The sequence below is a fragment of the Sunxiuqinia sp. A32 genome, assembly GCF_052690465.1.
Map to the genome: position 1 here is coordinate 12,974 of NZ_JBQYLI010000014.1, position 23,924 is coordinate 36,897.

At 36.4% G+C, this 23,924-nt stretch carries 20 protein-coding genes; 14 read left to right on the top strand and 6 right to left on the bottom strand.

Annotated elements, in window-relative coordinates; translation table 11 throughout:
* Positions 1 to 171 precede the first annotated feature (171 nt).
* The 4 genes from ACUNWD_RS14305 to ACUNWD_RS14320 form a co-directional block, all read right to left on the bottom strand.
* Entirely contained in the window at positions 172 to 1,167 is a 996-nt protein-coding gene (locus tag ACUNWD_RS14305) for a D-xylose ABC transporter substrate-binding protein (RefSeq protein WP_445588508.1), read from the bottom strand.
* Between the two features lie 165 nt (positions 1,168 to 1,332).
* A complete protein-coding gene (locus tag ACUNWD_RS14310) occupies positions 1,333 to 3,126 on the bottom strand; it encodes a cation:proton antiporter (protein ID WP_445588509.1) in 1,794 nt (597 codons plus the stop codon).
* A gap of 225 nt (positions 3,127 to 3,351) precedes the next feature.
* Entirely contained in the window at positions 3,352 to 4,812 is a 1,461-nt protein-coding gene (locus tag ACUNWD_RS14315) for a NupC/NupG family nucleoside CNT transporter (RefSeq protein WP_445588510.1), read from the bottom strand.
* 9 nt (positions 4,813 to 4,821) lie between these two features.
* Positions 4,822 to 5,412 (bottom strand): bifunctional nuclease domain-containing protein, encoded by a 591-nt coding sequence (locus ACUNWD_RS14320; protein ID WP_445588511.1) that lies wholly within the window; start codon positions 5,410 to 5,412, stop codon positions 4,822 to 4,824.
* Between the two features lie 258 nt (positions 5,413 to 5,670).
* Here ACUNWD_RS14320 and rplU point away from each other — a divergent pair, with 258 nt between their 5' ends.
* The 3 genes from rplU (at position 5,671) to serS (ending at position 7,640) form a co-directional block, all read left to right on the top strand.
* Positions 5,671 to 5,982 carry a 50S ribosomal protein L21 gene (gene rplU, locus ACUNWD_RS14325; RefSeq protein WP_445588512.1) on the top strand — a complete coding sequence of 104 codons (312 nt, stop codon included), beginning with the start codon at positions 5,671 to 5,673 and terminating at the stop codon, positions 5,980 to 5,982.
* Positions 5,983 to 6,001: 19 nt separating this feature from the next.
* Positions 6,002 to 6,268 carry a 50S ribosomal protein L27 gene (gene rpmA, locus ACUNWD_RS14330; RefSeq protein ID WP_445588513.1) on the top strand — a complete coding sequence of 89 codons (267 nt, stop codon included), beginning with the start codon at positions 6,002 to 6,004 and terminating at the stop codon, positions 6,266 to 6,268.
* Positions 6,269 to 6,365: 97 nt separating this feature from the next.
* Positions 6,366 to 7,640: a serine--tRNA ligase gene (serS, locus tag ACUNWD_RS14335; protein WP_445588514.1), complete on the top strand. Its 1,275-nt coding sequence runs from the start codon at positions 6,366 to 6,368 to the stop codon at positions 7,638 to 7,640.
* Between the two features lie 70 nt (positions 7,641 to 7,710).
* On the opposite strand, the gene ACUNWD_RS14340 is transcribed toward serS, so the two are convergent.
* Positions 7,711 to 9,327, bottom strand: a complete 1,617-nt coding sequence (locus ACUNWD_RS14340; RefSeq protein WP_445588515.1) for a sulfatase family protein — start codon at positions 9,325 to 9,327, stop codon at positions 7,711 to 7,713.
* A 689-nt stretch (positions 9,328 to 10,016) separates the two neighbouring features.
* Here ACUNWD_RS14340 and ACUNWD_RS14345 point away from each other — a divergent pair.
* From ACUNWD_RS14345 to ACUNWD_RS14395, 11 genes are all read left to right on the top strand, one after another.
* Positions 10,017 to 11,198: a glycosyltransferase family 4 protein gene (locus ACUNWD_RS14345; protein ID WP_445588516.1), complete on the top strand. Its 1,182-nt coding sequence runs from the start codon at positions 10,017 to 10,019 to the stop codon at positions 11,196 to 11,198.
* A gap of 374 nt (positions 11,199 to 11,572) precedes the next feature.
* Positions 11,573 to 13,987, top strand: a complete 2,415-nt coding sequence (locus tag ACUNWD_RS14350) for an SLBB domain-containing protein (RefSeq protein WP_445588517.1) — start codon at positions 11,573 to 11,575, stop codon at positions 13,985 to 13,987.
* Between the two features lie 66 nt (positions 13,988 to 14,053).
* Positions 14,054 to 15,175 carry a Wzz/FepE/Etk N-terminal domain-containing protein gene (locus ACUNWD_RS14355; protein ID WP_445588518.1) on the top strand — a complete coding sequence of 374 codons (1,122 nt, stop codon included), beginning with the start codon at positions 14,054 to 14,056 and terminating at the stop codon, positions 15,173 to 15,175.
* A gap of 44 nt (positions 15,176 to 15,219) precedes the next feature.
* Entirely contained in the window at positions 15,220 to 16,488 is a 1,269-nt protein-coding gene (locus ACUNWD_RS14360) for an oligosaccharide flippase family protein (protein ID WP_445588519.1), read from the top strand.
* A complete protein-coding gene (locus tag ACUNWD_RS14365; protein ID WP_445588520.1) occupies positions 16,488 to 17,354 on the top strand; it encodes a polysaccharide pyruvyl transferase family protein in 867 nt (288 codons plus the stop codon). Before ACUNWD_RS14360 ends, ACUNWD_RS14365 begins: the two co-directional genes overlap by 1 nt.
* Before the next feature lie 41 nt (positions 17,355 to 17,395).
* A complete protein-coding gene (locus ACUNWD_RS14370) occupies positions 17,396 to 18,556 on the top strand; it encodes a glycosyltransferase (RefSeq protein ID WP_445588521.1) in 1,161 nt (386 codons plus the stop codon).
* Positions 18,557 to 18,564: 8 nt separating this feature from the next.
* A complete protein-coding gene (locus tag ACUNWD_RS14375; RefSeq protein ID WP_445588522.1) occupies positions 18,565 to 19,668 on the top strand; it encodes a glycosyltransferase in 1,104 nt (367 codons plus the stop codon).
* A gap of 49 nt (positions 19,669 to 19,717) precedes the next feature.
* Positions 19,718 to 20,908 (top strand): O-antigen ligase family protein, encoded by a 1,191-nt coding sequence (locus ACUNWD_RS14380; RefSeq protein WP_445588523.1) that lies wholly within the window; start codon positions 19,718 to 19,720, stop codon positions 20,906 to 20,908.
* Positions 20,909 to 20,911: 3 nt separating this feature from the next.
* On the top strand, positions 20,912 to 22,006 hold the full coding sequence (locus tag ACUNWD_RS14385) for a glycosyltransferase family 4 protein (protein WP_445588524.1): 1,095 nt from the start codon (positions 20,912 to 20,914) through the stop codon (positions 22,004 to 22,006).
* A gap of 7 nt (positions 22,007 to 22,013) precedes the next feature.
* Positions 22,014 to 22,760: a glycosyltransferase family 2 protein gene (locus ACUNWD_RS14390; RefSeq protein WP_445588525.1), complete on the top strand. Its 747-nt coding sequence runs from the start codon at positions 22,014 to 22,016 to the stop codon at positions 22,758 to 22,760.
* A 79-nt stretch (positions 22,761 to 22,839) separates the two neighbouring features.
* Positions 22,840 to 23,010 carry a hypothetical protein gene (locus tag ACUNWD_RS14395; protein WP_445588526.1) on the top strand — a complete coding sequence of 57 codons (171 nt, stop codon included), beginning with the start codon at positions 22,840 to 22,842 and terminating at the stop codon, positions 23,008 to 23,010.
* 45 nt (positions 23,011 to 23,055) lie between these two features.
* Here ACUNWD_RS14395 and ACUNWD_RS14400 read toward each other — a convergent pair whose 3' ends face one another.
* A complete protein-coding gene (locus tag ACUNWD_RS14400; RefSeq protein WP_445588527.1) occupies positions 23,056 to 23,772 on the bottom strand; it encodes a hypothetical protein in 717 nt (238 codons plus the stop codon).
* Positions 23,773 to 23,924 lie beyond the last annotated feature (152 nt).

Consider the following 23,924-nt stretch of genomic DNA (forward strand, 5'->3'; position numbering starts at 1 on the left):
AAAATCCTTCAGGTAAAAATGAAAATCAATCTAAAAAAAAGAATGTCGAAAGTTAAAGGTTTTCGACTGAATACCCAAGCCTGTAAATACCGCTTTCCAGCTTTGTTGAAAAAAAGAAGCGCAAACAATAATGTTCGCGCTTCCAGTTCGGATTTTGTGTAAAAGATAGTATTACTCAAATATCTCCTGTTCAGCCACAAAACCCTCAGAAATTACTGTCATACGAATGTTCTGCTTATTTACCACTTGCCCATCCAGTAAAATTGCAGGTACCAATCGGTGTCCATTATTTACTGTAAAACTCATGTTATCAGTAGGATCTTTCCCTTTTGCCATTTTCACAGCAGCATCGGCAGCATTAAAAGCCAGAGATTCAATAGGCTTGTAAATAGTAATTGTCTGGTCTCCAAAAATGATATTGCGAATTGCCTCAATATCGGCATCCTGTCCGGCAACCAATACATCACCCGCCAAATCATATTCCTTCAGTGCTTTAATTGCACCTGCAGCCAAGGCATCATTTCCAGCTATAATTGCATCTACTTTTAGCCCTTCCTCCAGGAGAGGCTTCATCATTTTGTATGCTTCTTCGGGTTCCCACTGAGGAACGAAATTGTCCTTGATAACAGAAATGTCTCCTTTATCGATCAAAGGTTGCAACACATTCATCCAGCCTAAATGAAGCTGAAACGAGTTATTATCAGAAGTTGGCCCACCAATTAAAACATAATTTCCAGTTGGTTTAACAGTCGTTAAAAAATCAGCCATCTGTTCACCAACGTTAATATTATCCGTAGATACATAAAAATCAATATCCGAATCCCGAATAAGCCTGTCATACGAAATTACCGGTATTTGACTTTTCTTAGCCATTTTAACGATTCCTGCGGCCACAGTCATGTCAACAGGAATAATTACAAGTACATCAATTCCACTATTAATTAATTCCAAAGCTTGTTGAAATTGCACAGAAGCATCAGAGTCTGCTACCTTTACAGTAACTTCTCCACCATGTTCATTTACTTTTTCGACAAATAAGTCGCGGTCTTTTGCCCAACGTTCCCTGGCAGTAGTATCCATCAATAATCCAATTTCTGGATGTTGGTTGCAGGAAGTAAATAGCAAAATAACCGAAAGAATCTGAAATATCAGTTTCGATGGTTTCATAACGGAGATTTTTGATTAATACTACCCTTAGATACGTATTAATCAATAGATTTGTTAAGTATTAAACAACATGAACAATGTCGTAACCTTTATTGTATTTCAAGGCGTATGAGAGCTTAAGTTCAATACACTTATAGCCTCACCATAAAAAATGACGAGAGGGGATTATTCTCGTAAGAAAATTATCTTCTCACTGACTTTCAACATATCACCAGATCGGAACACTCTCATTCCGCCATCTTTAGCTTCAACAAGCAAAGGAAGCATGGGGCTATCACCTTTTGAATGCATTTCTATCCATTTCTCACAACTGCTTTCATTTGTAATTATTTCTTCAAATTCCGAGGCCTGATGATTTTGAATTTTCTGAATCCACTGATTTAGTTGTACTGGTTTGGAAAATAAGATTGAAACATTGAATTTATCCAACAGTTCCGTCCCCACATTAGATTCCGCCTGTGAAACTGCCGCTGAAATGTTAGGAATAAGGAAAGAATCATGAGCTAATTGTGCAGCCAATAAGTTTACATGCGTGTTGGTAGTCATACCAATAAAAGTGGAGATGTTTTCTGGATTTGATTCCGCAATTGTTTCTTCATTGAGAGCATTCCCATAAATACACCTAAATCCTGAACTCTCGCCAGTCTTCACTGCATCCACATTACTATCAATCAAAATGATCGGCATTTTTCTGACTAAATATTTTGCAATTATAAGGCTCACCGGATTTATTCCAAGAATAAGCACTTCTTTTCGTTTCTCCATATAAACGAGCTCACCTCTTCTCCTTAACCATTTTGAAGTCCAGTTCAAAAAAATGGGGACAGTTAAAGTCGTAAAAATTGCCATGAAGACTAGTATTGAAAAGATGGTCTTATCAATAATCCCCATCTCAAGACCAATCTCTGCTATAATAATCTCTACAGCACCTCGCCCGTTCATGCCTGTACCAATAGTTAGCCCCTCTCTCCAACCATTTTTAGAGGGCAAATAAAATAAGGCTGTACCAACAATTTTGCCAACAATTGCCAAAACGGTAATTAATATCAATAACGGAAGATCCGTTTGGAAGACTGAAACATCAACAAAGAAACCAGCAGAAACAAAAAATATAGGCGCCATAAAACCAATGGATACATCATAAAATGCTTTATTCAACTCCTTGGAAATATTTCTCGGGAACAGATTGCCTTTTATAAACAAACCAGCCATGAAAGCTCCTAGGATACTGTGCATTCCAGTAAGTTCAGCCAATTCGCAATAGCCAAAAGTGACAATCAAAATCATTGTAAAATACGTTGTGGAATTGCCAAATTTTGACTTTGTGATGTACTTGCCCAGACGCGGCAACACAAAAACGCCGATAGCGATAGTAAATCCAAAAAATGCGAGTATTTTACCAGTAATTATAATAAGCTCATTAAGGTTGATAACATTTGATACAGCAAAATTTGTAATGCCAGAAAAGATAACCAATGCAAGTGTATCAGAGATTAAAGCACCAGCCATAAGCACATACGCGATGCGTGTATTCAGTAATTTCAGATCAATTAATATCCGACTTTTAGTAGCCAATGATGTTACTCCAATAGCTATTGCTACAAAAAGACCAGACATAGGAGTCCCTCCATACCAAACGATTGTATAATAACCTAAAATAAAAGGGACAAAAAAACCACCAATTGCAGCCAACAAACCTGCCCAGGAGGCTTTCTTTAGATCATGAAAATCAATTTCCATCCCGATGTAGACCATCAACAAAATGATTCCAATTTCGGATAATACCTTTATAGATTCGGTAAATTCGAGTAATCCCAGAACACTTGGCCCTAATATAACTCCGATGAGCAATTCTCCGAGTATTGCAGGATAACCAATCTTCCTAATTAGAACACCACCCAAGTAAGCTGCCAGTAAAACGCCAGATATGTTTAAAATATTAATGTTAAATTCTTCCATACTCTTTTAAGTAAAAAATCTGATGTCTCACCAATTTATGAAAATTGCAGAAATAAAAGACATTCAAGTATGAAAATATCTGTTAATATTTTTAAATCTGAAAGAAATTGAAAAGGTTAAGCGTTATCATTAATTTTCCCTGAATTAACTTTATATGAATTTGAGCCAGAATATTAATTGGCAAGCATTATATGTGAAACAAATGCGGTAAAATCATGATAAATATTAAATAAGTATCATTCCAATTATTGTTGCAGACATAAGAGAAGCTAGCGTACCGGCGATTAGCGAGGGCATGCCATAACGGGAAAGAGTAACCCGTTTATTCGGAGCAAGAGCACCAATACCACCAATTTGTATTCCGATGGAAGCAAAATTTGCAAAACCGCACAATATATATGTTGCCATAATTACCGATTTATAATCAGCAAAGGAACCTGCAGCTTTTAATTCGGAAAGACTGATATAGCCAATAAATTCAGTTAGAATTAATTTTTCCCCCAGAAGCCTGCCAACCAATACCACATCTTGCTGAGCAACGCCAATCAGCCACATGATGGGTGCAAACAAATAACCCAAAATAAACTGGAGAGAAAGTTCATTATAACGACCATCGGTTCCGCTGGCAATAATATCATTAAGTCCGGTCCACTGCCCCACTTTGCCAAAAGTGAAGTTGAACATCGCAATCAAAGCCAAAAAAGCCAGCAACATGGCGGCTACATTCACTGCCAGTTTTACGCCTTCTGAAGTTCCATTGGTAATAGCATCTAATACATTGCTACCGATTTTATCCTTACTAACTTCCACATCTTTATTCACCTCATCCGGATTTGGCACAATCATTTTTGAAAAGATTACGGCACCAGGTGCTGCCATCACCGATGCTGTAAGCAAGTGTTTAGCAAACTCGAGCCTCAACAAGGGGTCGTTCCCCCCCAACATGCCAATATATGCAGCCAAAACCGCACCTGCCAATGTTGCCATACCGCCAGTCATCACCAGCATAATTTCCGAGTTATTCATTTTTGGAAGGTAAGCCTTAATCATCAATGGTGACTCGGTCTGTCCAAGAAAGATATTACCTGCAACCGAAAGAGCCTCTGCTCCTGAAAGCTTCATAAGCTTGGTAAAAACCCAAGCCAATGCCCAAACTACCCGCTGAATGATTCCCCAATAAAAAAGCAAACTGGTGAGAGCTGAGAAAAAGATAATTGTTGGCAAAATCTGAAAAGCGAAGATCATTCCAAATTGATTGAAGTCAACCAAATTACCAAACAAGAATTCGCTACCTACCTTGGTAAAATCAAGCACTTTAACAAATATCTGCCCGGCAAATTCAAATATTAAACGAATGAACGGTACGTACAGAACGCCAACTGCTAAAACGACCTGAAAGGCCAGCCCCACACCAACCGTTTTCCAAGGAATATTTTTGCGGTCTCTCGAAAACAGAAAACCTAATCCCAGCAACATCAACATTCCGGTGAGCCCCCGGAAAATACTCATCACGCTATAACTCCCTCCTTCCTTCTTCTGAAGAAGAATATTGGATGTGTTTTTTGAGCTATCGGATTCTTGCTGGACTTCGACGGATTCAGATTCCTGAATATTAATCATGCTATATGAATACACAGGTACTGCAAAAACAAGCAGCAAAATAAATCCGTAGATGATATGTTTCATGAGGGTGTTTTATTTTTTCCTACGGTGCAATTCGTCCCGAATTCTGGAAGCACGCTCGTAGTTTTCGTTTGTAACAGCATCATTGAGCATTTCATTTAATTCTTTCTCCGAATATTTTCCAAATTCAGAATCGGATTTGCTACTCTCACCTGACGACTGCTCTCCAAATTCCATTGCCCCACCACTTTCGCTATCCATTATGATACCAGCCTTTTGAAGAATATCTTCATTTGTATAGATCGGGCATTTAAAACGAATAGCCAACGCTACCGCATCAGAAGTGCGTGAATCAATACGTGTTTCCTGATCCCCCATTTCGCAAACCAACTCTGAGTAAAAAATCCCTTCTTCCAATTTATAAATAATTACTTCTGAAACATTAATATCAAAAGCAACTGATAAATTTTTAAAAAGATCGTGAGTTAAAGGCCTGGGAGGTTTTAATCCTTCTAATTGTATCGCTATTGCCTGTGCCTCTACAGGACCAATAATAATGGGAATCCGACGGTCTCCATTTTCTTCAGCCAATACAAGAGCATATGCCCCCGACTGGGTTTGACTAACGGAAAGACCTAAAATATTCAATCTTACTTTCTGCATAAAATCTCGCCTGGAGTGTATGTGTAGCAAATATAACAAATACTTTCCCTGAATTCCGAAAAAGTAAGCTGTTTATTAAACAGATCATTCAACATTCATTTATTTCGTAAAAGCTAACGGTAGTCTCGAAAAAATGGGTTAATTGTTTGGCAATCACTAAAAAATATCTACTTTTGCAGTCCGAAGTTTTCGCGCAGGCTCTAACAAGTGGGATTTCAGTTATTTCCGCCTGCCGGAGGGAATTATAAAATACAGAACATGTACGCTATTGTAGAGATTGCTGGACAGCAATTCAGAGTAGAGAAAGACCAAAAAGTCTTTGTGCACCGACTGCAAGAAGAAGAAGGTGCCAGTGTTGAGTTTAAAAACGTTCTTTTGGTAGAAGACGATGGTAAAGTAAAAATTGGAACTCCAAAAGTAAGAGGTGCAAGAGTTAACGCAAAAGTTCTTGAGCACATGAAAGGTGATAAAGTAATCGTTTTCAAAAAGAAAAGAAGAAAAGGTTACAAAAAGAAAAACGGTCACCGTCAGTATTTGACTCAGATTCAGATTGAAGAAATTATTGGATAACCCTAAAAAACATTAAACCATGGCTCATAAGAAAGGTGTCGGTAGTTCGAAGAACGGACGCGAATCGGAAAGTAAACGGCTTGGCGTAAAAATTTACGGTGGTCAGGTTTGCAAAGCTGGTAATATTTTAGTTCGCCAGCGTGGAACTTCTCATCATCCAGGTGAAAATGTAGGTATGGGAAAAGATCATACTTTATTTGCCTTGACTGATGGAACTGTTGTTTTCAAAAAGAAAAGAGACAACAAATCGTATATCTCTGTTGAACCTATTACTTCAGCAAACTAGACGATTTTAAGATATGTTTTAAGAATCTCCTGTCTTTGCTAAGGCAGGAGATTTTTATTTTTTAACTTTGCCCGACAAAATTAAAACCAGTTCAAAGATGCTCAATTTAAGATTTATCCAGGAAAACCCGGAGTTGGTTATTGAAAAGCTTAAAAAGAAGAATTTTGATGCTTCGACAATTGTTGAACAGATCAGCAACCTGTACAAACAAAAAAATGAGATACAGGTAAAAGCAGACCAATTCAAATCAGAAATGAACTCGCTATCCAAAGAAATTGGACAGTTATTTAGAGAAGGTAAACAGGAAGAAGCGAATCAGGCTAAATCCAAAACTTCGGACTTGAAGGATAGCATCAAACAACTGGATGAGCAATTTGCAAAAATTGATGAGCAGGTTTTTGAATTGCAAGTGCAGCTTCCAAATCTTCCAGCGGACATTGTACCCGCAGGTAAAACTCCTGAAGACAACGAAGTGGTGAAAACGAGTGGTGAAAATCCAGATTTGGGCAGTGATAAACTTCCGCACTGGGAACTAGCTGAAAAATATGACTTGATTGATTTTGAGTTGGGTGTGAAATTGACGGGAGCTGGTTTTCCTGTCTACAAAGGAAAAGGTTCTCGCTTTCAACGCGCATTGATTAATTTCTTTTTAGATGAAGCTCGCGATGCCGGCTATCTCGAAATTCAACCTCCATTGGTTGTAAACGAGGACAGCGGCTTTGGGACAGGTCAGTTGCCAGACAAAGAAGGCCAAATGTATCACATTACTGAAGACAATTTATACTTGATACCAACCGCCGAAGTTCCTGTAACCAACTTATATAGAGACGTTATTGTAGATGCAAAAGAACTTCCAATTAAAAATACAGCCTATAGTGCTTGCTTCCGCCGTGAAGCTGGATCTTATGGAAAAGATGTTCGCGGCTTAAATCGCCTTCATCAGTTTGACAAAATTGAAGTTGTTCAAGTGGCTCATCCTGATAAGAGTTATGAAATTCTTGACCAGATGGTCGCTCATGTTGAAGGTTTAGTTCAAAAACTTGGATTACCCTATCGCATTCTGCGTTTGTGTGGTGGTGATATGAGTTTCACTTCGGCCTTAACTTACGATTTTGAAGTTTTCTCTGCAGCACAGGAGAAATGGCTGGAGGTAAGTTCCGTTTCCAATTTTGAATCATTCCAGGCAAATCGATTGAAATTACGTTACCGCGAGGAAGGTCAAAAGAAACCGCAAATCGCACACACTTTAAATGGAAGTGCATTGGCTCTGCCACGAATTGTTGCAGCCCTACTGGAAAACAACCAGACAGCAGAAGGAATTAAAGTACCTGAAGTTCTTGTTCCTTATTGTGGATTTGACTTGATAAACTAAACAACCCCCAGATGATATTCAAAAAGGTTCTCAATTGAGAGCCTTTTTTTATTGCGTTTCAATATCGATTTCACTCACCCTCTGGATTCGGAAATTCCCTCATCGGACTGTAACGAAGGTATGAATCGAACACTTCCTTGTCCGGACCAACAACTCTTGGGTCACCTGACTTTTCTAATTCTTGCATTAGCGCGGATTTCATATCATTTTCTACCTCACCATAAGCTTCATTTCCAGAAAGATTATTTAAGCAATAAGGGTCACTCTTTATATTGAAGAACTCGAACTCCGATCGTTTATCAACAGCCAGGTCAAAAAATGGCCTGATATCGTCGTCTTCCATATTTTCGATAATAAACGATTTAGTTGGAGCGGCATCAATATCTGTAAAAGCCCAGTCAGAATGATGAATACCGTTTTCATCAATTCCGTACATCGGCCAGAGCTCATCCTCAGTCCCTTGTACCATTCGTTGGGGAGCACCGGCTGGCCAACGATCAGGTTTAATATTCCAAATCAACAGAAATTCTTCACTTCTGATCATCCTTTGGGGATATCCCCAATTCAAGTATCTCGAGCAGGAATGTCTTTCCCGGCCTGAAAAAACATATTTTTTGGATGAGTCAACGATGCCTTCTTTTTCGGATTTCAAAATATTCAAAATACTTTTCCCTGACATGGGCAGCATTCCGTCCCTGCTGGTCTCAGTCATCTCCAAAATTGTTGGAGCCAAATCAGCAAAGCTTACCGGATCATCCACAACTCGCCCTCCCGGGAAACCTTTTGGATACCGAACAGCGAATGGCACATGGATACCGTACTCGTACCCATTGGCCTTAGCCCTTGGGAACGGCATTCCGTTATCTGAGGTAACAATCACTATGGTATTCTCCAACTCACCAATTTCTTCAAGGTACTTCAACATTCGTTGCAAATGAAGGTCAAACCACTCAATTTCCACGCCATAATCAAGAATATCTCCACGAACGATTTCATCGTCGGGGAAGAAACCAGGCACATCAACCTTGTCTAATTCCTTGCTATTTCTTTTCCATGAATCTTGCTCATATGCCCGATGAGGTTCATGTCCGCCATACCAGAAAAAGAAAGGTTTCTCATCGCGAACATTCTCAATGAAAAATTTAAAGTTCTCAAAATAATCGTCAGAATGAATTCCACCGGCAGTTCGTTCATCTTCAGGGGTGCCCTCTTCGTATTTAATATTACTATGTGTGATTCCAGCGGCATCTGTTGCTCGCCACAATGAATCTTTTTCGCTTCTTGCATATCGGAAGGGGGCGACTCCTTTGCCAGTCCTGCCCGTTGCGTATCCATTTGCATCCAGCAAATCAACAAACGGCACATATTTTTTCATCCACGAAGATGCATGCTGACCCGATTGCTCATTTTGCCAATGATAACGGCCAGTAACAATCGTGCTTCGTGATGGTGCACATCCTGGCGATCCGGCAATGCAATTAGTAAAATAGACTCCGTCTCTCGCAACACGATCAAAGCCAGGAGTCTCCAGAAAATTCGCCCCTGCGAAACTCGTATGCGCAAATGACTGGTCATCACTAATTGCAAAAAGAATATTCGGACGAGCGTTTTTCTCTTTTGCATGTTGTCTGCATCCTGCACCCTGAAATAATATAGGAAGTAGTAGAATATATAGGATTTTATTCATTTTGGTGTAGTTTTATTTTGGGAGTGTTAATATAGATATATCACTTTTAAATAAGAGGTAAAAAACTAAATTTTAAGGTAGGGGCTAACAAGAAAGAGAGATTTTCATCGCCTATCTTTCTAATAATTTAGTTGCACTTAGTTGAAACTGAACTTTACAATTAATTAACAAACCTCCATTATTAAGTAATGCTACCATTTATAAGAAGATTGGCACCGCCAATTACGCTAAGTTTGCATAAATCAAAAATTTCGACGCAACCCTTTTAATAAAAGTTTCATCATCCATTTATGTTAGCTAATCGTTAGATCAATTTGATCTGCCATTTGTGATTATTGAAATAAATGATAATTACAGCCCTTTAAAGTAGGGTATCTTTTTTATATAGGGTAGTAATACTAAACTAGTATTACTCACGTTAATATATTAAACAATGAAGACCATGAAAACAAGGATAATTCTGCATAAAATTTTGTCACATATTCATTCTTTTTGGCACTATAGCTGAAAAATGTATTGTTTAACCCTAAAAAATTGGCAAATCTATTTTTCATAATTGAAGCTTATTCGTTGCTTCATGCCTGTTAGTTGCTGTTTTAAGGGGTAAAAATAAGCGTTCATGTAAATTAAAAATTAATTTACATAATCAATCAGCAGAACAGGTACTTTTACAACTAAAATTTATAGCCATGACGACTGTCCCAATAGCTCACTTATTGAGTATCATTTTAAGTTTTTTCATCACTTATCTTTGCATACCTCCCATTGTTAAAATATCAAAGGAAAAGAGGTTATTTGATGAGCCGAATCACCGGAAGTTAAATAAAACAGTAATTCCAACTTTAGGGGGAATTGCAATTTTTATTGGTGTAACCTTAAGTTCTATTATTTTTATCGGGGATAGTTCAATCCCTAATTTCAAATATTTGTATGGAGCGATGATCATGCTATTTTTTGTTGGATTAAAAGATGATATCCTCGTAATTTCTCCTTCAAAAAAACTGATAGTCCAGATTGCAGCTGTCTTGATGCTCGTATTTTTGGGCAATTTCCATCTAGATAATATGGAGCACCTGTTTGGAGTTTATCATCTAAATAGCATATTTAGTTATTCTCTATCCTTTTTAATTATCCTGTTTTTTATAAACTCAATAAATTTAATTGATGGAATTGACGGGTTGGCAGGAGGACTTGTCCTTTTTATTTCTTTATCCCTTGGATTGTGGTTTCTAGCTGTTGGATCTAGTCAATATGCAGTTCTTAGCTTTGCATTAAGTGGAAGTTTGTTGGCTTTTTTAAAATTCAATTTGTGGGGTGGAAAACAAAAGATTTTCATGGGAGATACCGGATCTCTTGTTCTTGGGATGTTAGTATCCGTCCTGATTATTAAATTTATTGGCTTAAATAATCATGCTCCTATCCAATATCAAATTGGACAGGTACCCACAGTAGCTCTTGCATTCTTGATAGTGCCAGTTACTGACACCTTGCGTGTATTTTCGATTCGGTTATATCAAAAGCGCTCACCATTTTCTCCCGATATGAATCATATTCATCATATATTAATTCGGACAGGAATGTCGCATTTGCAAGCTAGTAGTTTCCTAATTTTATATACTATTAGTTTTATACTATTATCGCTGACTATTCAGCCTTATGTTTCTGTAACATTCAGTTTCTTTACGGTTCTTGTATTGAGCTTTACATTTGTGTCATTATTTTCATTGAGATCAAAAATTGTTGTTGAGAGGAGACATATTGAGCAACTTAAAAAGCTTGAAAACCGTCAAGGCAAGGTGATTCGTATTTATGGCCCAGTTAAAGAAAATCAGCCAGTCTATGGAATTAGAAAAAGAATATTTCAAAACTAATGTTAATTTTTTCAAGCTGTTTATTTCAGATTTGGCGTTTTATAATTTAAAAAACCTCCTGAAACAATTGATCATTTCTTCTCTTAAAAAAAATCGCAAAAGACTCCCTAATTCTTCGTGCATACGATAATACTTTACTTTGACTACCGTTAATAATGAGTAATTTCAAATTAATGAATCAAGGTCTGAAGACGTATGCCTAAGGGGCGATTTATTAAATAAGTATTCGGAAAATGGGACCGAAGAGGCGAAGCTGTGAGTATATCTAATTTCTAAATAAGCCTGCGAAATAATCGTTCGAATAGGAGTTCAAAAACATTTACCCGATCTTTATAAAACTAAAACAAACCGGTTAAATTAAAATGGTCATCACCATGGAATTATTTAAACACATGACTAAAATAGTATTTTTCATAAGCCTACTAATAATCGGCATTAAAGGACTGTCTCAGAATGTAAACTCTGTTAATATTCAAAACACGAGCGATGAACAAATTGAGCAAGTTCTTAAGGAAATTAAGAACCAAGGGCTTAGTATGGATCAGGCAATTAGCCTTGCCAAGGCTAAGGGGGCATCACAGTTTCAAATTAATCAATTAATTAACCGTATTCAACAACTAAAAACATTTCACCCTACTAGTTCTGAGCAATCTGATTTATTATTTGAAAAGAAGGACACTACATTGATAGCTGATACTTTAAAGAAGGAAGAAGTCCATGTTACCGAACTAAACAAACGCATTTTTGGATATCAGCTTTTTAATTCTGAGAGCCTAAGTTTTGAACCCAATATTAATATTCCTACGCCTCAAAATTACACCCTAGGAATTGGAGATCAACTTCAAATCAATGTTTGGGGAGCAAGTCAGCAAACATACCTACTAACTGTTGACAATAATGGTACGATTAATATTCCAGATCTGGGACAAATTTTTGTATCCGGACAAAATTTCAAAGATGCACGCCAATTAATATTAAATAGGCTTACAGGAATTTATAGTGACATGAGAGGAAGTTCTCCTGGAACTTTTGCTGATGTAAGTATACAGAACTTGCATTCCATTACCATTAATGTAATCGGTGAAGTAATTGCACCTGGAACATACACGTTACCAGCAACTGCATCTGCTTTCAATGCTCTCTACCTTTCCAACGGACCAAATGAAAATGGTTCATTTCGAAATATTAAGCTTATCCGCGATAATAAATCAAAAGCAAAAATTGATGTATATGATTATTTAATCAATGGAAATGCTGCTGCAAACATAACGCTGCGGGATCAAGATATTTTAATCGTTCCACCTTATGAAAAAAGAGTAAAACTTGGGGGAGGATTTAAACGAAAAGGAATTTTTGAATTAAAAGAAGATGAAACCCTTCAGCAATTAATTGACTATGCGGGCGGATTTTCAGAAAATGCTTATAAAAACCAACTCTCAATTACACGCTTTGCAAACGGACAGATGCAACTTGCTGATGTCTCAAAGGAGAATTATGAAGGTTTCTTACTACAAAATGGAGATAGTATTTTTGCCGGAAAAGTTATTGATCGTTTTGAAAACCGGATTAATATTAGTGGTGCCGTATTTCGGCCTGGTGATTATTCATTAACTGAAAATACAACACTCGCTGACCTAATTCAAAAAGCAGGGGGTATTCGTGAAGATCATTATGCCAACAGAGGATTGATTATTCGCCTTGATGAGCAACTTTACCCAACCTCCATCCCTTTTGAAGTTGATGATGTGGTGGCCGGAAAAATGAATATCCCTTTAAAACGAGAAGATCAGGTCATCATCCGTGATATATTTAGTATTGGAGAACAAGCCTTTGTAAATATACTAGGAGAAGTCATGTTTCCAGGAAAGTTCGATTTCATGAAAAATATGACCCTAAAAGATGTTATTTTTCTGGCTGGTGGCCTCACCGAAGCAGCCAGTGAGTCCTTTATTGAAGTAGCCCGAAGAAATAAACCAGACGAAGCGCAGGAAATTAATGACAAAATGGTTAGCCTTTACCAGTTTCACATCGATAGAAACCTAAAACTAGACCCTGAAGATCAAAAATTCACTTTACAGGCATTTGACTATATATACATTAGAAAAGCACCTTCCTATCATACTCAAAAAACAGTAAGTGTAACCGGAGAAGTTAAGTATCCTGGCGAATACAGTATTTCGAGTAAAACAGAACGCATTTCGGATATCATATCGCGTGCGGGAGGACTCACGCCCTATGCTTTTTCACCAGGTGCCAGCCTTAATAGAAATACCGAAAAAGACATAAAACAAAACATAGAATATATCCAAATGATGGAGCAAGATGAGGATAGTTTGATTTGGATGGAAGAAAAAATTAATGTGAGCCGCCTCGAACTTAGATTGGATGAAATTTTGGCCAAACCTGGCTCTATCTACGATTATATCTTAAACGAAGGTGATGAAGTCTACATTCCTAAAAAATCTGATGAGATTTGGATAACTGGCGAAGTTTTGAATCCCATAGGATTAGCTTGGCAAAAAGGAAAAAAACTGAAGTACTACATCAATCGTGCCGGTGGCTTTTCCGACAATGCAAAAAAAGGTAAACTGTATATCATTTATAGCGACGGAACGACACGTGTAACCAAGAAAGTACCTTTTAAGAAATTTCCTATCCCTCAACCTGGCAGCCAAATTGTTGTCCCAATGAAACCCGTAAAACCCGATGGAGATAACACTGGGAAGTGGCTGGCAATTACAAGTGCTCTTTCATCATTGGCAGTTGCTATAGCAGCGGTTCTACGCTAAAACAAAATTAACTAATACACTTGGTATCAAGAATAACCCGAATGACCACCAATAACCAAAACAATCATGAATACGCCTTTACAAGATAAAAACACGCTATCACACGAAAACGAGGAGGTTGATTTGATAGATCTAGCTAAGAAAATGTGGACAGGTCGTAAAATAATCATCCGTTTTACTTTAGGAGGGATAATTCTAGGTTTAATTATTGCCATCTTCTCACCAAAAGAATATATTGCAACCACCACCATGGTTCCTCAAACAAAGGACTCAAACGCCTCAAAATTAGGTGGACTATCTTCTCTTGCAGCAATGGCCGGGTTCAATATGAACAATATGGAAAGCCCAGCCACACTTTCTCCCATGCTCTATCCCCAAATTGTAAATTCAGTTCCGTTTCAACATGACTTACTAAATGCAAGTTATACAATAGAAGGATCATCCGAACCCGTTAATCTCTTCACATACTATACAGAAATAAAGAAACTCGGATTATTCCCCTTAATAAAAAGATACACAATTGGACTGCCATCTATAATTCTAAGAGCATTTAAAGGAAAACAAGATTCTACAAATGGGATTCGTTCAAGCAATAACCTATTAAAACTAACTGAAGAGCAAGAGAGAATACGTAAAAAACTTAGCGAGCAAATTAACATTGAAATTAATGATAAAGAAGGCTATATAACCCTTTCATCCCGATTCAATAAAGCTGAACTTGCAGCGCAAGTTACTCAAAAGTCACAACAACTACTTCAACAATATATTACTGATTTTAAGATAGAAAAGGCATCGGAAAAACTGCATTTCATTGAAGAACGCTACGCAGAGAAGAAAGCTGAATTTGAACAGGCTCAGAAAAACCTGGCAACCTTTCGCGATCGCAATAAAAACGTATCATCGGCCATGGCTCTCACAGAAGAAGAGCGTCTGCAAAGTGAATATCAGTTAGCATATTCTGTTTACTCAGAACTGGCAAAACAACTTGAACAGGCTAAAATTCAGGTAAAAGAAGAAACACCGGTTTTTGCAATTATCCAACCAGTGCAAATACCTGTCGATAAATCAAAACCAAACCGACCATTAATTCTATTTGTTTGGATGTTTCTAGGAGGGATAATGGGGGTTTTTACAGTTTTCGGCAGACAATTTATCGTCAACGTTAAACATCGTTGGAAAAAAGAGTAAAAACAGCTATTACTACATATATTTTAAATTAGCATATAATCCTTTTGAAAAGATATATCCCACGCATCAAAGCTAAGATGCTCCCACATAAAATCCTCATCCAGAATTTTGGATACCTCTCTGCCTTGCAGGTATTCACACTACTGGTACCATTAGTTACCATTCCTTATCTATTAAAGGTTTTAGGAAAAGAAACATATGGATTAATTGTGTTTGCACAAACGGTAGTATCCTATTTATTAATTCTAATAAATTTTGGATTCAATCTTTCCGCAACCAAAGAGGTATCAATTCATCGAGATGATAAGAATAAATTATCCGAGATTGTCAGTAGTATTCTTATCATAAAAGGTGCCTTTTTCTTACTCTCGTTTGTCATTCTTTGGGTAACGCTTGGATTTTTCCCGAAAGCTGAGAATGTTAAGCCCCTCTTTTACTTAATGATGTATTTATGCCTGTATGAATGGATTTTTCCGATTTGGTATTTCCAAGGAATTGAAAAGATGAAATACATCACCATCATTAATCTGATTAGCAGGTCTTTCTTTTTGTTATTGGTTTTCTTTCTTGTAAAAGAAAAAAATGACTACTTGACTGTGCCAATAATTAATGGTGCAGGATACTCAATTGCAGGTTTTTTCTCTCTCTGGATTGTCTTTTCACAAAATCGTCTTCAATTTAAATGGCAATCCTGGAAAGTATTAAAATACTATACAGCCGAGAGCGTTTCAATATTTCTGGGAAGTATTGCCGGAAAGATTAAAATTTTAAGCAACAAAGTCATACTCGGGGCTTTTGTTGGAATGGAAAGTGTTGCAATATATGATATTGCGGACAAAATAAAAGAGGTTTTTGTAGTTTTCCTTCAACTTGCCGGGCAAGTTTTATTCCCAAATGTTTCGAAAAATAAAAATCCAAGATTAATTAGAAATAGTATTCGATTATTGTTTGTTGTTGGACTTGCAATATATTTGATACTCGGAATTTCATTCCAAATAATAATCCCGAAATATTTCGAATCATACACTGAAGTTATTTTTCTATTTTGGGTGCTGGGAATATTAATTTTCATTCAACCTGTTAGTTACTTAATCGGAATAGGAGTTTTACTTGTAAATAACTTGAAAAACGAATATTCACGTACGCTATACATATCAACATCCATTTATCTGATTCTACTGGTTGGATTATATTTTTATGATGGTATTAGCATTTATTCGGTCTCCATATGTCTGGTTCTTTCCGCTCTGGTCAGTATTGTCAGTAATTTATTGGTTTGCGTCAAAAAGAAAATTATTAATTGGATTGTATAATGATTCTTAGTCTCGAAAGAAAATATGCTCAAAAAGTTATTCAAAACTGTACTATTCAAAATGATAGTATCATAAACATTCATCGAATAAATACTCAAAATAGTGGGGATTTAAAGAGTGCACCATATTTATATTTCAACGAACTAAATCAATACCAAAAATTAGACATCCTTAACTATCAATCATACAACTTTCTGAACACAATATCCTGGACTAAAAAAGTAACAAAAAATGATATTATTCTGGGAGGAGGTGGGCTGCTTGACAGACCTTCTTTCTCACATAGTATTGAAATGATGAATTTGCTCGTAAAAAAAGGAAGAAAAGTTGCACTTTGGGGAGTCGGGCACAATAATCCTTCTTACAAAGTGAGTCAATTGTTTTACAAACAGATTCAGAATTTTAAACTTGTCGGACTTCGCGACTACCAAATAAAAGGCACTGAATGGGTACCATGTGTAAGCTGTATGAATTCAATATTTGATCAGAATTTTGATACGAAACAAGACATTGGAATAATTGAACACGAACACATTAAACTATCGGGCAATCAATTAAATGGATTCCCCCGCATTCAAAACAATTCGTCTTTTGAGCAAATAATAAGTTTCATTGGAAGTGTAGAAATGTTGATTACCAACAGCTATCATGCAATGTATTGGGCAATGCTGATGAAAAAAAAGGTAGTGGTTATTCCAAATTCTTCGAAAATGTTTAGTTTCAAATACAAGGTCCCAACCAGTGATGATGGTGCGGACGCCCTAAGACTTTTAAAAAAAGCTCCTGTTTATGATGAATTACTTGATGAGTGCAGGCAAATCAACAATAAATTTTCAGAGAAGGTTTTTGATTACATGAACATTTAGAATTAATCAATAGCCAGCTAATCGCATTTAAGATATAACCAATGGAGGTAAAACTACTATTTGATCTTTCCGCAACTCAATCTTCACCAGAAGCAAAATTTCACGGAGGAAGTGAATATGCGAAAGTAGTATTTAAGTATGCACTAGAAACAGGCAATTCTAATTTTGATTGTTTCTACAACCCCCAAAATTTCATTGAGAACGAATTGCTAGAGCTTTGTGAACAATACAAACTGAGAGTATATGAAATAATCTGCACTAAACAGATTGAAGAGTTAATTGTGAAAAATGGCTACACTCACTTCTATTCAGCCATGCCATATGCATTTGGGAATTTTGCAGTACCCCATTGCAAATTTATCATGACGATCCATGGTTTAAGAGAACTGGAATGTCCGAATGATGATTTTGAAATAAAGTACAGGACTGGGATAATATCTAAACTAAAATATCGTATTCGGAAATCATTTATTAAGAATCGACCTTGGAAACTAGCATACAAAAAATATAACAGTCTACTATCAATCGAAAATAAGAAGATACTGACAGTCTCAAATCATACTAAGTATTCAATAATAAACTTTTTCCCAAACATTAAAGAACAAGATATTGCTGTTATACATTCACCCATAAAACTTCTGGATACAAAAAATCAAGATTCACCAAATACAGAATTTGGAAAAGAATACTTCCTAATAATCAGCGCAAACCGATGGATCAAAAATAGTTATAGAGCAATAAAAGCATTTGACGAATTATTTTCCAAAAATCAGCTAACAGAAAAATCTGTAGTAATATTAGGAATTGGAAAGAACAAGTCTTTGAAGAAAGTTATGAATCCTGATAAATTTATCTTTAAGGACTATGTTGAAGAAGGAGAATTAGCCCGGTATTTCAGAAACGCTTACTGCTTTGTATACCCTTCTCTAAATGAAGGATTTGGATATCCGCCTTTAAATGCCATGTACCATAACATCCCAATAATTGCATCTGCAATCTCTAGTATCCCTGAAATTTGTGGAGATTCTGCACTCTATTTTAATCCTTTCTCAATAGATGAAATAAAAAACAGAATTCTTCAAATAAACTTGAACAACCAACTTTATCTCCAATTACAGAATAAAGGAAAGATTCAATTAGAAAAATTAATGAAAGTTCAGGGTAGTGCTTTAGAAAATATTTGCAATCAAATATTTAAATAAAATCTAACATGATTGGGAGAAAAACAATACTATTTGTAATGCCAAATTTGGGAGGAGCTGGTGCGGAGCGCGTAGTTTCCATTCTGCTTAATAATTTGGATAGAAAAATATTTAACCCCAAACTAGTCATTCTAAAAAAGAATGGTTCAAACTCTTTTATAAGTGATTTGAAAAAGGATGTGGAAATTATATCATTAGATTTAAAACAGCGATTACGTTTTTCTTTCTTCACTTTCCTTATAAAATTAATCTTTGTAATCAGAAAAAAATCTCCAGACATTCTTTTTATGGGAGCAGGTACTATAAATGCATTTCTTTCTCCTTTTTTGTTCCTTTTACCTACAAAAACCAAGAAGGTAGCAAGAGAGTCTAATTTACCTTCTCATTTTGAAAAAATAGCTATAATCAGGTGGATGTACCGAAAATTCTATAACAACTATGATTTGATTATTGCCCAGTCAGATGATATGAAAAATGACCTGGTCGAGAACTTTAATGTCGACTCAACAAAAATTAAAAAAATCAATAATCCAGTTGATATCGCATTTATTCAAAATAAACTCAACGAAGATTTAACGATTCAATTACCAAAAAATAAAATAAACTTATTAGCAGCAGGGAGGCTAACATATCAAAAAGGTTTTGATCTTCTAATTCAGGAATTTAGCGAAATGGATAACAACAACCTAAATTTAACCATCCTGGGAGAAGGAGAAGATGAAGCAAATCTGAAGCATCAAGTTAAAGATTTAGGCCTGGAAGATAAAATAACCTTTACAGGAAATGTGCCCAATCCATACCTTTACATGCAAAAATCTGATGTTTTCATTTTGAGCTCCCGATTCGAAGGTTTTCCCAATGTACTGCTAGAATCCTTAGCTTGTGGGTGTCCAATACTGGCAAATAATTGCCCTGGAGGAATAAATGAAATTGTTAAGGACGGGATTAATGGATTTATTTTCTCCTTCAAAGATTCGAATCTGATTGAAAAAATGTCCTTGTTAATCGAGTCAGGATTAATGCAATACAGGCTGCCAGAAAATGCTGCAATAAACTATTCTGTCAAAAAGGTCATTGATAAATACTCAGAAATATTGAATGAGGATGCTTAAAAGTATAATTTCAAATATTTTCATGCTGTCAATTTTTTTAAGTAGCCTTATGATTGACGGACTTGGAGTATCCATCGATATTTATTGGTACTTCCCTCTCTTTATATTGATTTTCTTTTTTTTCATTTATATCGGATTGTATGAAAAATTTGACAAGAATATTCTTCTTGCGATACTTCTTGTATTGATCTTGTCATTTATAGGCGGTTATAAATATCCACTTTCAGTCATGAAACAAATCATTAATATTTGTTTCTTTTTAATTGTAAGTTACGGCTACATAAAATACATGAATTTTGACTTGGATAAGATTATGAAGCATTATTTCACTATAGTGAAGATCTTTATATTCTTTGGAGGATTTCAGGTTTTACTATTCGCTCTTGGGCAAGGGGAAATTTTTAAAAACGTATTATCTTTTTTAACGATACCGGGCAGCATTACAATACGTTTCCAGTCATTTGACAGAGAGCCATCGTTTGCTGCCTATAATTTGTTACCTGCTCTATTTATCAGCCTTCACAACTTAATTATCAAACCTAACCTCTTCATTTCCAGAACATGGTCTGTAGTTATTATATTAGCATACCTGCTAACACTGTCTTTAATTGCCTATGTTGGGATTATTCTAACAGTAATGGTATTCTATCTTCGAACGCTAAATACAAAAAAAATGCTGTATGCATTCCCTCTTTCAGTATTGGTGCTGGGCATTATTATAGCAGCTTACATGTATCCACCTATAAAAATGAGAATTGATGACACCTTAAAAGTTACCACAAATAGTTCGGAAGAAGATTTAGAACAAATTAATTTGAGTACTTATGCCATGTATTCAAATTTTGTAGTAACAAAATCAGCTTTAGAAAACAATCCATTTTTTGGATCTGGCTTAGGCACCCATGAGATCAACTATGATAAATATATCCCTTCTGCTATGGCAAATCTATCTGATATCAATAAGAAAGAAGCTGCAAGTTTAGCATTACGTTTACTTTCAGAAGGAGGAATTATATCGTTCCTAATTTTTATCGGATTTGTTTTTAAGAATAAGTCAAAATATAAAGAATCTACCAATCATCTTTTTATGAAATTATGGTTGCTTAATAATAGTATATTTATAATGATCTTACTGCATTTACTGCGACAAGGACATTATACCGTTTCCGGGTTTTGTCTCTTTTTGCTCCTCTATTATTATTCGAACAAAAAATCTACGGAACTTATCCCATCAAAATAAAAAATGAATCTTTACCTTGACAACATCATTTTCTCTTTACAAAAAGCTGGCGGTATTTCAGTTGTGTGGTACGAGTTGATAAAAAGATGCCTGGAAGATCCTGAGATAAATGTACGCTTCTTGGAAGAAGAAAACGATAATATATTTAGTAGCGAGCTCAATGCTTCTGCTGATAAACGGCTAAGGAATCCATTAGCCAAATTCCCAGTGCAAGTCCAGCGCTACGTCAATCCCAATAAGCTAAAGGGCAAGGGAATATTTCACTCAAGTTATTACCGAATATCAAAATCACCCCAGTTATTAAATGTTACCACTGTTCATGATTTCACCTATGAGTACTTTCGTAAAGGAATAGCAAAATCGGTCCATTCCTTTCAGAAAGGTTCCGCAATAAAAAATGCTCATAAGATCATTTGCGTGTCTGAAAATACAAAAATGGATTTACTAAAATTTTACCCTGAAACCAACCCCGAGAAAATCAAAGTAATCTACAATGGAGTTGACGATGCTTATCGCGTAGAACCTGGGAATAGTTTTTCTCAATTGAATGAATTAGTTCCCTTCGGACCTCAGGAATATGCAGTCTATGTAGGTGAAAGAAAAAGTAATCATAAAAATTTCAAGATAGCTGTAAAAGCCTGCAAGGAAGCAAACACTCCTTTAGTAATGGTTGGTAGCGGAAAAATAACGGAAGAAGAAACAGCTCTTTTTCGAGAAAGAGACTTTACTAACTATACCCATTTAACTGGGATTAGAAATGAGCAGCTGAACACGATCTACAATTCGGCATTATGCTTGATTTACCCATCATCCTATGAAGGTTTTGGTATTCCCATAATCGAAGCACAAAGAGCAGGATGTCCAGTTGTTGCATCTAATAACTCATCAATCTCTGAAGTCGCAAAAGACAGTGCTATTCTGATAGATGATATTACAACCCATAATTTTGCAGAAAAGATGGAATTATTGAAGAATAATCAAAGCTTTACCGAGCAAGTAATAAGAAATGGATTAATAAATTCAAGTCGGTTTTCATGGGACTCTTGCTATAAACAAACCAAAAAAGTTTACCAAGAACTTTACGAAGAATATTTTTAAATAATTTATGAAAATCACCCTTATAACAGCTACTTATAACAGCTATCCCAATATATTGGATACATTGGATAGTATCCAACAACAAACCTATAATGATATTGAATGGATTATCATTGATGGTGGGTCAACTGATGAAACACAAACTGTTCTCAAAAACAATCCACTCGTTAGTCATTCAATTTCTGAATCCGACGAGGGCATTTACGACGCGCTTAACAAAGGGATTAAGATGTCAACAGGAGATGTGATTGGCTTTGTTCATTCGGATGATGTATTTGCTTCTCCAAGCACCTTGGAAGACCTTGTTAAAGCCTTTCAGAAAACACAGGCAGATGGCGTTTTTGGTGATCTTCAGTATGTAGACAAAAACGATACCAATAAGGTCATCCGCTATTGGAAAAGCAAACTGTTTAAACACCAAAACTTACGATATGGCTGGATGCCTGCACATCCTACTTTATTTTTAAAAAAGGAGGTTTATCAAAAACACGGCGAATTTGATTTAAGCTTTAAGATAGCAGCTGATTACGATTTTATGCTTCGAATTCTTCAAGACACGAAGCTAGGTTTCCAGTATTTGCCCCATGTGATCACTAAAATGCGAGTAGGAGGTGCCAGCAATAAGAGCCTTGCAAATATTATTCTAAAATCAAAAGAAGATCTTCGGGCTATTCGAAATAACAATATTGGGGGAGTATATACCCTGCTGTTTAAAAATATTAGGAAAGTAAGCCAATTTTTCAGAAAGGAGTAAAATCTCAATTTGTATGACTGAAGAGAATAAAAAATTTACGTGTTAAAGGATTGCTTTACATGGATACACAACGTTCCCAATGACTCGTTTCAAAGACAAACCAAGGAAACTGCCAATTGACGATATAAAGTTGCTGATTATTTCAAAAAAACTGCCAATGGAAAGCTCAACCATGCTGGTTGAAGCCAAAAAACTGTCGATGGACGGGGCATCCTGCCCGGTTGGAAAAGAAAAAGCCCCGAGGGGATAGTAAAACCTGACCCGGGGCTATTAAAATTAAGGGTTTTAGAAAATGCTAGCTGTAGTATCGCTCCTTTTTTTCTTCATCTTTCCAGAATATGTAGCGGCCATACTCGCGAATGGCAGAAGCTTTATCGACTAATAAAGTATATGCTTTGTCGCGCATTTGCTTGTTAGCACCGTTCGCTCCTGCTGCCCCATTAGCAGCTGCTAATAATTCTGACATCGAATGGGATACAACACGTGCTTGTTGAAGCGTGCTAATATCAAAATTGATTGTCGTTAAAGGTTCGGGGAATTTTTCACCTAACACGGCAAGCTCAACCAAATCCTGCACCATATCTGCATGGCTGCCACCTTCTCGTATGCGCATAACCTTCTTTTTAATATCGTCATAATCACGATAAGCAAAGGAAAAATGATGCAACAGTTCATCGCGCAGTTCATAGGCCAATGGAGATTGCTCCAGCCATTCCTTTTGGGCTTCTTCGCGGGCCCGGTATTCGCTCATCCATTGAGCCTGGCAATAACGCAAAGCGCCACTCAGAGGTGTCAGTTCATCTATTAGAGTAACATCGAGCCCTGCAGCCGACAGTAGTTCGCGGTCTTTATTCGCTTCAACAGCCAGGGTTTCGGTACTTGCTACAAAATCATCAATCGGTTGGTTCGGTAGTTTAACTTTTGTTGGAGGGAGATTCTCAATTTGATCTTTCCATTGTGTGAAATCATCTTGATAACTCATGGTATAATTAAATTTTGTGATATATTGCAAAAGTTCCGCCGGCCTCCTCTTCCTTTCCGTGCTGCTAAACTGGGATGGTTGATGACCAGCCGGCGGTTTACTTGTTGCAAACTTATGATCAATATAAGAAACCTAACCGAATAATTCCTAAGAATCCATTTATCAAGACAATAATATAGAAT